Genomic DNA, 14,441 nt, shown 5'->3' on the forward strand with positions numbered 1-14,441 from the left:
CTGGAATTCCTGCAAGCGCAGCGGATACTGATGCCGGTCCTGACCCTCGGCCTGCCCGACCGCTTCGTCGAGCAGGGCTCCAGAGAACAACTGCTCGGCTTGTGCGGACTCGACGCCAAGGGCCTGTTGGCCAGCATTGAGGCGTTTTGCGCTTGAGACAACAGGCATTTTGTCGGTGGCGCTGAATTTGGGCCGACTCTACGGTCAGTGTCCCGCATCCGGAGTCTACCCACCATGAGCAGCATCATTCTCGATACGCTCGAATTCGCCAATAAGCTCAAAGCCGACGGCTTTACCGAGCATCAGGCCGAACCGATCCGCGCGGTCGTTGGCGTCGGATTGTTGCAGACCGCATTGGTCGCCGGTTTGTTGCTGAAGCTGGCCGCGCGCGTCTGACCGCGACCGCCGTTCGGCGCAGCTAAGCGGCTAGACCCAGTAATTTCTCGGTTTGGCGGCGAATTTCGGCGGCAACCTTGCCGTCCAGGTTTTCCAGCCAACGCGGCGGAATAGCCGCCAAGCCATAGCGCGCACCCGCCAACATACCGGCCAAAGCGCCCGTCGTATCGGCATCGCCGCCTTGATTGACCGTCGCCACCAGACAGGACTCGAAATCATCGGTCGTGAAAAAATAGTGCAACACGGTCTGCAGCGTATCGACGATATAGCCGGACGACTTCCCCGGATACGGCTCGAACCCGAATAGCTCGAATTGTTCGACCAAACCGGCGGCCAGGGCTCGGCAAACCGCGACCTCCTCGCCCAACAACAAGCTCTGCGTCATCCGCCCCAGCGTCAGAGTCGCGGCGTCGGATAAAGGGTTGTGGTGGGTAATCCTGCCCTGCTCCAGACTCCAACGATCGAATTCGAGCGGCCGATTCAAGGTCGCCAACACCACCGGTAAATTGCGCATGCAGGCGCCGTTGCCCGCCTCGTCCTCGCGCGGCAAGCCGATCAATTCGCCGTCGTCGCGGTAGCGGACGATGCCGCGCCGGCAAGTCATGCCGACATCGGGCGGCTCGGTTTCCAACCAAGCCACGAAATGGTCGGCCACCGTCGCCAAATCCCAGTCCGGTCTAGCCAGTATCGCCGCGCCCAAGGCCAGCGACATCTGGGTATCGTCGGTGACTTGTCCCGGCGCCAAGGCCAGCCAGCCGCCGCCTATCATCTCGCTGTGCACGCCGTAGCGTTTTTGTATGCGTTTGGGCGACATAAACTCCACCGTCGCCCCCAGCGCGTCGCCGCAGGCAAAACCCAGATACGCGCCCAGTGCGCGGTTCAGCAAAGCTTCGTTCATCAACGCCTCACGGTAACTCGGTAATCGCCGCCGATCACCAAATATTCAGCCTCGCCGCGCAAGGCATGGTGCGGCAGCAGATCGCTGAAAAACACCAGTTTTACCATCGGCACCTCGACTTCCAAAATGTAGCTACCGAACTCGCCGGCGATACCGCACTTATCCGTGAACGACACGATGCTGTTGAAGCGGACGATTTTTTCATGGTGATCACCCACGCCTTCGACAACCCAATCCCCCAAATCGTTGACCCCTCGATACAGCGTCTTGTGCGTGGCCGCCGGCCGCTGAAAGCGGGCGACCACCCATTGGCAAAACTCGTACAGCAAATCCAGCTGCATGAAGATGCAGTTGTTGTGATAACGACTGTTCATCTTTTCTTCGACATAGGCCAGCCAGTCGTAGCTCATGAAACTGGTGATACGGGTCTTATGATAATTGGGAAACAAGCCGAATCGACTTTCCACCCACCCCTTCAACACCGCCCCCTGAGCGTTGTTGGAATCCAGTCCCCAATCCTGAATCAGCCGCAAATAACTGTTGCGGTAGCGCCGCCGGCCTAGAGCGTCGTCGCTCAAGCGTTGCTCGGTTTCGAAGCCGAACACCACGCACATATAATCCTGAAATACCTGACCGCATTGCTCCAGCGTGGTTTGCTCGGCCAATTTGTCGAACAGGCCGTGCGCCGCCTCGCGGGTACCGGCAATGCTCAGGGATTTGGGGTATTCGTTGAACAAGTGGCTCGCGATGCACTCCGTCGCCACGCCGATCAAGTTGGTACTGTGTCCGTGACGGGAAATGTCGGGCATAGTCGGGTCGGCTACCTTGGGAATGATCGTTAACCGAATATTTTCACATCGATAACCCGGTTTTGCCAAACCGCCGTTACCGGCCTTCGGTTTCCTCGCCTGAACGCCCTCCCAGCCGGAGAATCCCGTCGCCAAATCCGACCATCGCCCCGGTTAGTGGTCAGCACGAATTTTTGTGATTGACAGCGCGTGCGGGGCGGGGCTAGAGTCTGCTAGCCGATTGATTCACAAACAAAAACAAAGTCCCAAAATCGGCACCACAATAACTATACACGGGAGAATCAGATGAAAAATTATGTAGCCGAGTCCTTTGGGACTTTCTGGTTGGTATTGGGCGGCTGCGGCAGCGCCGTATTGGCCGCCGCGTTTCCGCAAGTCGGTATCGGCCTGCTCGGCGTCTCGCTGGCCTTCGGATTGACGGTACTGACGATGGCTTACGCGATCGGCCATATCTCGGGCTGCCATCTCAATCCGGCGGTATCGGTCGGCTTGTGGATGGGCGGCCGGTTTCCGGCCAAACAGTTGTTGCCGTACATTGCATCGCAAGTCGTCGGCGCGGTGATTGCTGGCGGCGTCCTGTATCTGATCGCCAGTGGCAAGGCCGGTTTCGATGTGTCCGCCGGCTTTGCCTCCAACGGCTACGGCGAACATTCGCCGGGCGGCTATTCGCTACTGGCGGCGCTGATCACCGAAGTCGTGATGACGATGATGTTTCTGCTGGTGATACTCGGCGCCACCGACGCCCGCGCCCCGCAAGGTCTGGCGCCGATCGCGATCGGCCTGTGCCTGACCTTGATTCACTTAATCAGTATTCCGGTCACCAATACCTCGGTCAATCCGGCCCGCAGCCTCGGCGTCGCGCTGTACGTCGGCGATTGGGCCCTGGCGCAACTGTGGCTGTTTTGGGTCGCACCGTTTATCGGCGCGATATTGGGCGCTTTGGCATATCGTTTTATCGGCGGGCCGACCGAGTAAGAAGCGCCTAATCGGATAGGCGCGGATTCGCCGTCAGGAACAGGCAGCCCAATGCCCGGTTCCGGCGGCGAAGCCCGAAACCGGGCGAACTAGACTCCGCAGTGTTAGCGACCATGTCGGCATTCCCTCGCGACATCGCGGCTTGCCTCAATCTAAGGATCGTGGAAGGGTTTTCGCCCGCAGCACAAAAACCGGGACGGAGCGTCTTTAGCCGCGATCGAGGGCGTTCCAATGGAGGTATTCGTTTTCAGAGCGGTATCGCTGTCATCTTGCAAGCGGAGAAAGCTGAAGAAACACAGCCGATGGCCGCCTGACTCCATTCGACCGTACGCCGGATTTGACCGATTTCCCCGCCAAAGCGCCGTCTTCCCCCTGGTATCGCGGTAGCGGGCAACACGTTTATTCCAGCGCGCGACCTCAGCCGCGGCGGATTTTAATTCTATAATGCGATTTTCGAATACGGGAGATTTGCTGATGACGCATAGCACTTTATTTCGGCGGCTGGTTCTTATTTTACAGGCTGCCAGACGGGACCATCTTAAAGCCAATCACTTGCCCGATCCGATTCCCGCTAGCCAGGCGGGCTGGAGCAGACGCCGTTTTATCAAGACTTCCGCGGCGGCCGGATTTGCCGGCGCGGTGAGCTCAAGCCTGGCGCCGCCGGCTTGGGCGAAAGATCGCGGCGATGCGCGAGTGGCGATCATCGGGGCCGGTATTGCCGGCCTAAACGCCGCTTACCGGCTAAAAAAAGCCGGCGTTGCGGCGACAGTCTTCGAAGCGCACTCCAGGGTAGGCGGCCGTATGTTGTCCGCCAGCCTCGACGACGGCTTGACGATCGATTTGGGCGCGGAGCTGATCAATACCAATCATCCTGACATGCTGGGGTTGGCCAAGGACTTCGGGATTAAGCTGTTCGATAAACGCCAGGATGCGGCGCGCTTGCCGTATCCGAAAGAAGTCTATTTCTTCAACGGCGAACGCTTTAGCGAAGCGCAACTGGCCGACGATTTGCGCGCCATTGCCGCGCAGATTCACGAAGATGCCGGCTTGCTGGACCAGGACTGGGAAACGCATGCGCCGCTGTTCGATCAATGGTCGGTCAGCGATTACTTGCACCGACACGCCGATAAAATCGGCGCGCCTTATGTGCGCAGCCTGCTGGGAAATATGCTGCGGACCGAATTCGGCGCGGAAACCTCACAAGCGTCGGCATTACAACTAATCGATATTTTGCCGGTGGTCGACGGTCAAGCCGTCGATTTGCTCAGCTACAGCGATGAGGTTTACGCCGTGGTCGGCGGTTCGGCGCGGATCACCGATGCGCTGGCGCGCGCCTTGCCGGGGCAAATTCATCTGCGTAAAGCTTTGCGAGCGCTCAAGCTGCGCAACGACGAATACCATCTGACCTTCAGCGACGGAAGCCGAGTTGAAGCCGACATCGTCATCATTGCGACACCCTTTCCGGCCTTGCGCAACGTGGAGCTCGATGCCCCGTTACCCGCTTTGTTTCGCCGTTTCGTCGCCGAAGCCAATCCGGGCGCCAATGAAAAATTGATCGCCGGTTTTAAGCAACGCTTCTGGCATAGCCCCGCCGGTTTTAGTTTGGCGGCCTGGACGGACTTCGGCTACTCGGAGGTCTGGGACGAAACTCAGCGCCAACCGCATCGTCGCGGCGGCGCGTTGAATTTTTTCTTGGGCGGCGATCAGGCCAGACAACTGAATAACACCGGCAATATCAAACCGCTGGCGAAACAATTCATCACCGATCTGGACAAATTTATCCCTGGCGCGAAAGCCTCGGCGAGCGGGGGCTTGGCAAAAAGCGCCTGGGGGAACAATCCTTATGCCGGCGGCGGCTATGCTAACTTTGCGCCTGGACAGCTAAGCACATTCGCCGAATTCTTTTGGGTCGAGGGCGACGGCTCCGCGACCCAACAAGTGGCTTTCGACAAATTGATTTTTGCCGGCGAGCATTTGAGCGACGCCAATTACGGTTTCATGGAAGGCGGCGCCCAAACCGGCCGCTTGGCGGCGGCATTGGCGCTGGACATCTTACAAAACCATCGTGAATAAACACCCGCGCCGCAACAAGCGCTGGAGACAGTAACAGGCACCCCACCTGTTATAAAAAGGTCAGCGACGAAACCCGCCCCCCCTGCGTGGCCTGGCTACACGAAGCATTGGGGGGGCCAAACTTATTGTCTATCGATCCGCTCGGCTTAAACGAATTTGAAACCGCGACCGTCAACGCCCCACAATCCGGCGATAGGCCAGGCCGGGACTCGATCACTTCACCCGCTGGACACGCTCGGCGGCGAATATCAGGGTTTCTTTTCCGGGCGTGGTTTCGTTGTAATCCACCGATACCGGCCATGCGCGACTAAAAGACCATTCCGCAATAGGTGTCATCGACGCATCGTAGGCAATCAAAGTCGCATCGTAACGTGCCCTGCCGATATTTCCGTCCGCGACCTGTTGCCGCCAATTCCATAACTCCAGCGATTTACCCAAGGCTTTGCTGCAAGTTAGATTTCTAACCGACATTCGCCCTGGTACTTTGACCGCACCCATTTCCCCCCGTCCGCTAACGACCTTGGATTCGACAACCTCATTTTGCGAACCCATGCCCTTGCAGTCGGTGAAATAGGTCGTAATCGCGCCGGCGCTGAATTCAAAGTAGGTAGCCGGGCCGCTATTGGCATTCGGGTCCTCCGCGACGGCCGTACCACCGGCGTTTGCCGAAAAAGCGGCGACACCCAATATCACGCTGATTATTCCGGTCAATGTTTTCATGATATATCCCCCAACAAAGTGAATTAATTTAAAACGATTCGGATTTGCCTTATGCAAGGTCGAATAATCCGATAGTGTGGTAGAACTGAAAGTCACCAAATTTGATGATAAAAAAATTACCTAGAAACTTGATGAACTTGAATCTATAAGGGCAAATCGGATGCCAAGTCATGCAAACCACGCTCAATCCGCCTTAAGCGATTGAAACTGAAGCGCTATAGATTAGAGACCTGCGACAAGCAAATTCATCGGCACCGTCTAAACGCCACGATATTTCGTGCGCGATACGGTATGCCGTAATGGCGCACCGATGGACGCCACGAACTCGGGAGAAGAAGGACTGGAACAGCCCGCCCAGTCCGGGCAGTAGGGAAATAAGGAACAGCTAGCCTGGGCAAGGCCGTAGTTGCGCTCGGCTTTGTCCTCGCAGTGCCGTTTAGCTGATCATCTTTCTGAAAGTCAGGAGGCAAATCACGGCGTGCCAACGTGGGAACGACACCGATCCCGGCTAAAGCCGCTCCCACGCCGGCGCTTTGATTGGCTGGGACGAGACCCGACGGTTTCGTGAACGTTATCTTCGGAATGAGTAAACGTCTAAAACCCCGATTCGCGGACCGCCACGGTGGCAACCCTTCGCCAGGCTTTACTGAGCAGACTGACGGCCGGCGTATCCAAGCGCACGCTACCTCGGCGTACGCCGGGAAAGGCGTTGCGGCTTGGGGTTTGAATCGGCCGCAATACGATCCGATACACCGCCCTTTCCGGTATCTGCAGGCCCTGCCGGTCCGGACGCGCGGCCAGCTCCCCGCCGTAACTGGAGGCCAGCGCGTCGGGAATCCGGGCCGCGCCGCCGCGATCGATGCGTTCCACCCGGCACGCGACCGGGGCAGCGTCTGGATCGTCCGGGTAAAACCAGCCGGACTCCGCTTGCTCGGCGGGCAGCAAATCCTCTTCGGCCAGATAAGCCTCGACCAACCAAGCGCCGGGATCGGCGACAATCAGCATCGCCTCGCCGGCCGGCAACCATTGGCCGACCTGGAGCGCTTCATTCACGTCGAGCGCCACGCCATCGAACGGTGCCGACAACGTCAGCTCGGCTTGTTGCTCCTGGGTCCCAGCCTGCTTGGCGGCGGCGGATTCCAATTCCTTCAACAACACCCGCCGGCGTTGCAACAACTCCTGGCGCAGGCCCTGATAAGCCAATTGCCAGGCCAGCGCGCGGCCCTGACTGCCGGCGTCCAAGGCTTGATAATCCAACTCCGGCGAACTCAGACGGGCCAATAATTCGCCGCGTTTGACACTCTGGCCGGCGGCGACCGGAAAACTCTCCAAGCGCCCCGCTCTGGGCAGGACAATCTCGGCATACTGCTCGGCGCGGATCATGGCCGGCGCGGTCGTATAAGCCTGCCACGGCAACAGCAGCAGGGCGGCTACGCCGAGCAGCGCGGCGAGTCCAGTCAAACGCCGGCCCTGGCCGATGTCGTGGCCGGACAAGCTGCACCAGACCCGTAATTCGGAAACGATGGGCCTAACGATAAACCAACCGATTTCAACCGCCATCAACAGCAAACCCAACAATTTGAAACTGAAGTGGTAAACCAGTACCGCGATCCCCAAAAACAGGAAGAAACGGTACAGCCAGGTTCCCCAAGCATAGAACGCGAAAAACCGCGCCATGCGCGGCGGTAGGATTTCAGGGGCCGGCCAGTCCAAACCGAACAGCCAAGTCCGCATCCGCCAGCGGGCGTAGGCAAACGCGCGCGGCTGCAGATTATCGACGCCCAGCCAGTCGGCCAGCAGGTAATAGCCGTCAAAGCGCATGAATGGGCTAAGATTGATCGCCAGCGTGACAATCCAGGTCGAAGTCGCCAACAAAAACGCGCCGCCGCGAGCCGGCCCGTCCGGCAAAAAACTCCAGGCCAGCGCCGCGACCACGGCCAAGCCCAGTTCAGCGGCGACACCGGCCCCGGCGATCGCCAGGCGTTGCCGGCGCGACACCAATTTCCAGGCCTCGCTGGCATCGGTGTACAACATCGGGTACATCACCATGAAGGCCACCCCCATCGTCGGTACCCGGCAACCGTAGCGATGGGCGGTCAAGGCATGACCGAACTCGTGCAAGGTTTTCGCCAAAGCCAGGGCCAGAAACCACTGGGCCAGGCCCAACCAGTTAAAGAAATACGGAAAGGTGTTTAGGAAGGCATCCCACTGCCGCGACAACAAAAACAGCGCCAGTAATGCACACAACCCGAACAGCGCCGCGCATCGCCCGCTATAAACCCAAGCCAATCGCGGATAGCAACGCGCCAACCAGGCGTCCGGACGCACCAATGGAATCTTGAAAAACAGATAATTGTGCAACAGCCATTCGCCGACGCCGATTCGGCTGGCCGCCGCTTGTCGGCGCAGCCCTTCCAGACCGGCCGGACCTTCCGCTCGCAGCAGATTGTGCGTCATCAGAAATTTGCCCAGATCGACGACTTGCTCGGCGCTGACCGCCAGCGTGGTTTCCCGCCCGATCGCATCGGCAATCGCCCGCGGCGCCGCCAACCGCCAACGACTGATGATTTCGAATTCCGGCCAGCCGATACGGTAAAAACGGTTGTTGGCCGGATCGTGCAGGGTCCAGGTCGGCGCGCCGTCAAATCCGGCCGGTCCGGCCAGACAATGAATTTCTTCCCGCAACGGCGGCAAGGCCGTCGGATCGGCTACCATCCCAACCATAAACGCGCGGCCGCCAACGGCCGCCGAAACAAGTAATAAAACAGCGTCACCCGTTCGCCGTAAAGCTTGGCCGTCCCCTTCAAGCCGATGCGCGGCGGCCGCTCTCTGTCGGTCAGACGCGCCTTGACGCGGTACACCAGCGCGTCGCCGGCCTCGGCCGAGGTCTGGTAACTGACGCTATACACCTCGGCCTCCATCGGATGCTGAGGGTCGACATTCAAAAACACCGTCGCGGGGCCGCCGTCCGCCAATTCGATGAAATCGCCGATCGGCAGACGAATATCCAGCTCCACTTGGTTGGCATCGGCCACCATTAAAATCCGCTCGCCCAATTCCACCGGCCTACCCAGCCAGTCGTGCACGTCGGCGAAGATCGCCACGCCGGCATGCGGCGCCGCGACCTCGGCCCGCGCCAACTGGCCTTGCATGAACGCCACCTCGGCGGCATGCTGATCCATCCGCGCCTTCAGCACCGCGACTTCCGCCTTGCTGTCGGCATCGAACATGGCTTGCTGCGCGGTCTTGCGATATTCTGCCTCGGCCACCGCCAGCGCCTTGCGCGACACTTCCAAGCGGTTGGCGATATCGGTATTTTCCAGGCTCAGCAGCGGTTCACCGGCCGCGACGCTTTGATTGGGCTGAACGTGAAACGCGGCGACCACCCCGGCCAGCGGCGCGCGGATCAGCGTGGGCCGAGCCGGGACGATCTCGGCCGGCGCCAGCACCGACAAGCGCAGCGGCCACATCAGCGCCAGCATCGCGCCCAGGGCCCACAGCTTGACCGAACGCCGCCCGAACCCGCGCCGATACCAAGCCGGTTTCGGCGCCAGTGCTTGCCAGGCGTGAGCGTAAGCGTCCGCCAATTCGGCCAGCAGTTGCGCTTCGGCGTCCAGCCAGGCCGATTCCCTGGCCAGCAACAAACCGCCGATGCGCTGGCCGCGCGCCGTCAACGGCAACCATAAGGCCTGAGCCGGCAACCATTGCCGCCAATCGCCGCGCAGCGATTCCGGCAGTTCGTCCAGATGTAGACAATGGAAGGACGCCACGCGGTCGGCACCGTGCAGCCAGCGGCACACCGCCGCCAACCAGACCGCATACGGCGCTTGCGGATCGGCATCGGCGACGCCGGACAAGGCCGCGATCGGCCGCAACGGCCGATCCAACCATAACGCGGCTTGCCGATACTCGACCAAGCCGCGGGTTTCGTTGACCGCCACGAAGCCGAGCGCGGCCAAGTCCTCCGCCGCGCGCGCCCGACGTTGCAATTGCAGCAGCAGCGCCAGGCCCCGCGCCTGACGGTAGCGGGCGTCCTCGGTCTCGCTCATGAATTAGTGCGTTTGATTGGGAAAGGCCGCCCGGCCGCTCATGCCGGCCAGCAATTCGGCGTGTTTGCCGGTGATACGTCCCAAAATGGCAACGGTTTGGCTGACCGGATCGATGCGGGCGCCCAAGGTGGCGACTTCGGCCGGATAATCCCGGTCCAATTCGTCGATATGTACCGAAAAGGCTTGACCGGACTTCAGCCAGCGTAGCCACGGCGACGGCACGATCAGTTTGACTTCCAATTGGCCGTCGTCCAACACATCCATGATCGGATCGCCGACTTTCAAATGTTGATGGCGCTGGGCTTTCAATTCGGCGACCCGGCCGTCGAACGGCGCGGCGATCTTGCACTTTTCCAGACCGGCCTGGGTCAGCGCCACGTCGGCCTTGGCCTCCCCCAATTTGGCGGCGGCCACGTCGACTTCCAGCACGCTGATCGATTCCAGCTTGGCCAGGCGTTGATCGACTTCGTAGGTCTTGGCGGCGCCCTGCGCGGTGGCGCGGGCCTTTTCCAATTGCGCTTGTTGGATGGAGCAGTCGAAAGCGACCAGTAATTGGCCTTTTTTGAAGCGCTCGCCGTCGCGCACCGTCAATTCCTTAATCACCGCCGCCAGTTCCGCCGACAGCGTGGTGGCGTTGCGCGCGGTCAGTTGCGCGCGGATTTCGGTGTCGGCGGCCGGCTCGGCGCGCAAAATCGGCGCCAACGCCAGACCGACCAACAAAAACCAAGCTTTGCCCATCAGGAATGTTCTCCCTGGCCGGCGTTGGCGGTTTCCGGCGTCGGATCGTCGGTGGCTTGCGATGGAAAGCGGCCTTGCGCCCAATCCTGATCGATCGCTTCGATCGCCCGCGCCAACGTATCGACGCTATCGTCGGCCATCGTCGCCGGCAACGGGTCGAAGCCCAGGGATACATACAATTTACCCAGCGCATCCTGCGAATCCGCGTAACTTTGGTGGCGTTGCAACTCGGACAAGACCGAATCGACCGACGTGCGTATCCGCTCCAGCGAACTCATCGCTTCGGTCAACTCGCTGTTCAGTACGTGATGGTGGATCTGCTGATTGATGTCGTCGAGCTCGGACGTCAATTTCAATTGGTTTTCGCTCAGCGCCAATTGCTGCCGGGCCAGCCGCACCTGGGTCAAAATCGCCATGTGCGCGGCCAAGCGCCGCGAGTTGGCCAGCGACTCCTGCGTCTCGGCGGTGGCGATGGCTTGCGGCGCCGACAATAGCTCGAACAGATTCTTGGAAATCTGCGTGCCGATTTCGCCCCAGCTTTGATTCAGCAAATAGGAGTTGGAATCGTAATTGCCGCCCAATTGCACCTCGACGCCGGGCAGCAAGCGCAGCATGGCTTTTTTGACTTCGGCCGAGCCGATCCGAGTTTGATACATTTCCTGACGCAATTCCGGACGCAATTGCAAGGCCAATTCGTCCAGTTGCTCCTGACTCAACTGCGGCGTGGCGATGCCGGGCCAAGCGCCGGCCGCGACATCGGCCAATTGATAGTCCTGATTCGGCGGCAGATTGATCAAGCCGGTCAATTCGGCTTTAGCCAATTGCTGTTGTTCCAATAAGCCTTCCAAGCGGCGAACGATTTCCAACAGGCTTTTTCGATAGCGCAAGGCTTCCAGAGGCGCCCGCAGTTTTTCCGCCTCGGCCTGGCTGGCGAGTTCCAAGGCGCGGCGGGCTTCGGCCAGCACCGGTTGAATCTTGGCGGTCATTCGCTGCGCGCTCAAGGCTCGCCAATAGGCGCTACGTACGTCCTTCATCAAATTGTGGCTGACCTTGCGCCGGCTTTCTGCGGTCACCAAGGCCTTGTTGCCTTCCTGCTGAGCCCGGAAATAACTGACGCCGAAGTCCAGAATATTCCAGCGCAGACTCAAATCGCCCAGGTAGCGGCTGCGGTCCTGCGAGGTCGAGGTTTCCAGCGATTGCCGGCCGGTCGAAATCGAGCGACTGGCCGAGGCGTTGAAATTGTCGCGGCTGCGATAGCCGGCCGAAGCCACCACTTCCGGCAACAAATCGAAGCGGGCCAAGGTCGCCTGGCCTTCCGCGACCGCCCGTTCCATCATCTTGACCCGATGGTCCAGGTTATATTTGAGTGCCCGCGACATCGCCTGATACAAGGTCAACGGCGCGGTCAGCGGTTCTTGTTGCTTGAACAACTGACTCTGATCGAGACCGATCTGGCTCTGCCGCTCTTGCTGGGTTAGCGGCGAAGGCGTCAGCGAACAACCGGTCAGCCATACGGCACCGATCACCGCCGCCAACAGGCCGGGATTAAACCGAGGGGTCGGTCGGGAATGGTTTTCAGCCATAGCGAATTCCTGTGTCGATAAAGTCATGCGGCGTCCCGTGGATCGCGGAACGCTCGCGCCAGATGGTTCAATAGGGTGTCGGCATCCCGTAGGGTGCGTTGGCTGCCGAACGCTTGCAATTGCGTGCTTAGCGGCGTCTTGCCAAGCTCGGCGCGCGGCTCTCCGCCACGGCCGGAAGCGGGGCGTCCGCCGCCTTGGCCTTGGCCCGGCCGGCCTTCGCCGGCCCCGTTTTGGCCTTCGCCTCCGCTCCGACCTTCGCCGCCCGCGCCCTGGCCTGGCCGGTTCTGCGGTTTCAGCACCACGGTCACGACGGTCTGGTTGCCCCGTCCGTCGGTCGCGGTGATTTTGACGACGGTGTTATCGCCGCCCTGTCCTTCTCGCACGCTCAAGCCGCCGGTCGCGGGATCGAAACGTACCCAACTCGGCAGGCTGGCGCCATTGGCCTGGGTCGCCTGAAAACTGACGCCCGAGCTGGTATCCAGGCTGGACAGTGCTTGAGCCGGCATCGTAAACGCATTGCCGCCATCCGCCGACACGCTGGCCTGCATTTGCAAGGAGGTGGTTTGCCCGCTGGTCGAAGACAAACCGCCGTCGCCAACGGTGCTGGAAAACAGCGAGGTGCCGAAACCCGCGCCGCCACCGGCGCCGAGCCCGCCGCTTAAGCCGGCTCCGCCAAATCCGGAACCCCCGCCTAAACCGCCGGCGGCGCCAGCGCCGATGCCGCCACCCAAACCGCCGCCAGTAGAGCCGCCCGAACCAACCGTGCCGCCGGCGCCGGTCGCTCCGACACCACCAGCGCCGCCAACGCCTGGACCGACCGCAAGCGGCGCAATCGCGTTGACCGAGGTTTGAGTATTGCCGCCGGCGCCACCAGCGGACGAGCCGCCCAAACCACCGAAACCGCCCAGTCCACCGCCGGTTCCCGCGTTAAAGTCCACGGTTTGCGTGGCGTTGGTGACGATGCCTATCGCCACCGCCGCGGTAGGGCTGGAAGTGACTTCCTCGGCGTTGTCCAAGCCGTCGGTGTAACTGGCTGTCACGCTGATGGTTTTATCGACGAAAGCTTGGGTCAGCAACAAGCGAGAGCCGGTCCCCAGGACATTGCCGTCGCCGTCCTTCCAGGTATATACCACGCTACCCTTGCCGTCGGCGTCGCTCAGCGCATCGACGACCGTCAGGGTTTCGCCGGCGGTCGGCGTGCCGCGTATCGTCAACGTGCCGGTCGGCGCGTCGTTGGCATTGGTCAGCGTCACGCTCAGTTCGGTGTCGCGGCTATTGCCGGCCGCGTCGGTGGCGCGCACTGTGATCGAGTGGCTGGCGGCGGCTTCGTAATTTAGTTGGCCGCCATCGGCGACGGTGACCGCGCCGGTCGCGGCGTCGATCGCGAAGCGGCCGTTAGCGTCGTCAACCAGACTGTAAACCACCGCATGCAGATCGCTGGCCGTCACACTACCGACCGCCGTGCCGTTCGCGGCATTTTCGGCCACGCTCAAGCTTCCGCTCGCCTCGGCCGGCGCGGCGGTGTCCAACGTGAAGGTCAATGCGACCGACTCAGCCGATGCATTGCCGGCCAAGTCGGTCTGCCGCGCCAACACCGACTTGGCGCCGTCGCCGGCCACGCTAAAACTGTCGCCGCTGCCGGCGACCCAAGTCGTACCGCCGTCGATGCTGTATTCCCAACTGGCGCCGCTTTCCAGAGCGCCCGCATTGACGACGCCATTGTTGGTCAAGCCATCGACGGCACTGGCGCCGCTATCCTCGGCCAAGGCCAAGCTCGGCGCGGCGGAGACTGTATCCAGGGTAAAGGCCAGCGCGGCGGAATTCGCCGAGACATTGCCGGCAATATCGATCTGCCGAACCAACAGCGACTTGGCCCCATCGCCGCTGACGCTAAAGCTGGTGCCGCTGCCCGTCGTCCAGCTCGTGCCGCCGTCGCTGCTGTATTGCCAGCTCGCGCCGCCTTCCAGACCGGACACCGTCACCGCGCCGCTGTTGGTGATGGCGTCGCTGTTACTGGTGCCGCTGTCGGTGGCCAAGCTCAAGCTCGGCGCGGCCGGCGCAGAGGTATCGACCACGATGTCGCGGTTGGCACCCAAGGAGTCGGGATCGCCGGGCGCGGCCAAGGTCAATATCGCCGGTAGACTGGTCGAGCTATCCAGTATCGCGCCGCCGCTCAAGGCCAACGCGGTGGTGGCCGCGT

General features: G+C 61.0%; 11 protein-coding genes. 3 read left to right on the forward strand and 8 right to left on the reverse strand.

Annotation, left to right across the window (positions count from 1 at the left end):
* Positions 1 to 234: 234 nt before the first annotated feature.
* Complete coding sequence (locus A1355_RS25155) at positions 235 to 396, forward strand: hypothetical protein (protein ID WP_157197814.1); 162 nt, start codon at positions 235 to 237, stop codon at positions 394 to 396.
* 22 nt (positions 397 to 418) lie between these two features.
* Here the strand turns inward: A1355_RS25155 and draG are convergent, their stop codons facing one another.
* Both draG and A1355_RS09005 read right to left on the reverse strand, forming a co-directional pair.
* A complete protein-coding gene (draG, locus tag A1355_RS09000) occupies positions 419 to 1,294 on the reverse strand; it encodes an ADP-ribosyl-[dinitrogen reductase] hydrolase (RefSeq protein WP_064027189.1) in 876 nt (291 codons plus the stop codon).
* Positions 1,294 to 2,103 carry an NAD(+)--dinitrogen-reductase ADP-D-ribosyltransferase gene (locus A1355_RS09005; protein ID WP_064027205.1) on the reverse strand — a complete coding sequence of 270 codons (810 nt, stop codon included), beginning with the start codon at positions 2,101 to 2,103 and terminating at the stop codon, positions 1,294 to 1,296. The genes draG and A1355_RS09005 overlap by 1 nt, the downstream gene beginning before the upstream one ends.
* 285 nt (positions 2,104 to 2,388) lie before the next feature.
* On the opposite strand from A1355_RS09005, the gene aqpZ reads away from it, so the two are divergent.
* Together aqpZ and A1355_RS09015 are read left to right on the forward strand one after the other, a co-directional pair.
* Entirely contained in the window at positions 2,389 to 3,078 is a 690-nt protein-coding gene (gene aqpZ, locus A1355_RS09010) for an aquaporin Z (RefSeq protein WP_064027191.1), read from the forward strand.
* 474 nt (positions 3,079 to 3,552) lie between these two features.
* Positions 3,553 to 5,151: a flavin monoamine oxidase family protein gene (locus A1355_RS09015; RefSeq protein WP_064027193.1), complete on the forward strand. Its 1,599-nt coding sequence runs from the start codon at positions 3,553 to 3,555 to the stop codon at positions 5,149 to 5,151.
* Positions 5,152 to 5,364: 213 nt separating this feature from the next.
* Here the strand turns inward: A1355_RS09015 and A1355_RS09020 are convergent, their stop codons facing one another.
* The 6 genes from A1355_RS09020 to A1355_RS09045 all read right to left on the reverse strand — a co-directional run.
* A complete protein-coding gene (locus A1355_RS09020) occupies positions 5,365 to 5,871 on the reverse strand; it encodes a phage tail protein (RefSeq protein ID WP_064027195.1) in 507 nt (168 codons plus the stop codon).
* Between the two features lie 594 nt (positions 5,872 to 6,465).
* Positions 6,466 to 8,595, reverse strand: coding sequence for an HlyD family efflux transporter periplasmic adaptor subunit (locus A1355_RS09025; protein ID WP_082885457.1), 2,130 nt, complete (start codon positions 8,593 to 8,595; stop codon positions 6,466 to 6,468).
* Positions 8,580 to 9,920: an efflux RND transporter periplasmic adaptor subunit gene (locus A1355_RS09030; RefSeq protein WP_064027199.1), complete on the reverse strand. Its 1,341-nt coding sequence runs from the start codon at positions 9,918 to 9,920 to the stop codon at positions 8,580 to 8,582. The genes A1355_RS09025 and A1355_RS09030 overlap by 16 nt, the downstream gene beginning before the upstream one ends.
* Before the next feature lie 3 nt (positions 9,921 to 9,923).
* Entirely contained in the window at positions 9,924 to 10,658 is a 735-nt protein-coding gene (locus A1355_RS09035; RefSeq protein ID WP_064027201.1) for an efflux RND transporter periplasmic adaptor subunit, read from the reverse strand.
* Entirely contained in the window at positions 10,658 to 12,241 is a 1,584-nt protein-coding gene (locus tag A1355_RS09040) for a TolC family protein (RefSeq protein WP_231883615.1), read from the reverse strand. The genes A1355_RS09035 and A1355_RS09040 overlap by 1 nt, the downstream gene beginning before the upstream one ends.
* A gap of 23 nt (positions 12,242 to 12,264) precedes the next feature.
* On the reverse strand, positions 12,265 to 14,441 hold a 2,177-nt coding region (locus tag A1355_RS09045; protein WP_197471758.1), incomplete at its 5' end, for a cadherin repeat domain-containing protein.

Origin of the sequence: Methylomonas koyamae, from assembly GCF_001644025.1 — a bacterium.
In the GTDB taxonomy this organism is placed as follows: domain Bacteria; phylum Pseudomonadota; class Gammaproteobacteria; order Methylococcales; family Methylomonadaceae; genus Methylomonas; species Methylomonas koyamae_A.

Bases quoted from the DNA above. Each gene is read 5' to 3' on its own strand.
- A1355_RS25155 (WP_157197814.1), top strand. From the start codon at position 235: ATGAGCAGCATCATTCTCGATACGCTCGAATTCGCCAATAAGCTCAAA.
- draG (WP_064027189.1), bottom strand. From the start codon at position 1,294: ATGAACGAAGCTTTGCTGAACCGCGCACTGGGCGCGTATCTGGGTTTT.
- A1355_RS09005 (WP_064027205.1), bottom strand. From the start codon at position 2,103: ATGCCCGACATTTCCCGTCACGGACACAGTACCAACTTGATCGGCGTG.
- aqpZ (WP_064027191.1), top strand. From the start codon at position 2,389: ATGAAAAATTATGTAGCCGAGTCCTTTGGGACTTTCTGGTTGGTATTG.
- A1355_RS09015 (WP_064027193.1), top strand. From the start codon at position 3,553: ATGACGCATAGCACTTTATTTCGGCGGCTGGTTCTTATTTTACAGGCT.
- A1355_RS09020 (WP_064027195.1), bottom strand. From the start codon at position 5,871: ATGAAAACATTGACCGGAATAATCAGCGTGATATTGGGTGTCGCCGCT.
- A1355_RS09025 (WP_082885457.1), bottom strand. From the start codon at position 8,595: ATGGTTGGGATGGTAGCCGATCCGACGGCCTTGCCGCCGTTGCGGGAA.
- A1355_RS09030 (WP_064027199.1), bottom strand. From the start codon at position 9,920: ATGAGCGAGACCGAGGACGCCCGCTACCGTCAGGCGCGGGGCCTGGCG.
- A1355_RS09035 (WP_064027201.1), bottom strand. From the start codon at position 10,658: ATGGGCAAAGCTTGGTTTTTGTTGGTCGGTCTGGCGTTGGCGCCGATT.
- A1355_RS09040 (WP_231883615.1), bottom strand. From the start codon at position 12,241: ATGGCTGAAAACCATTCCCGACCGACCCCTCGGTTTAATCCCGGCCTG.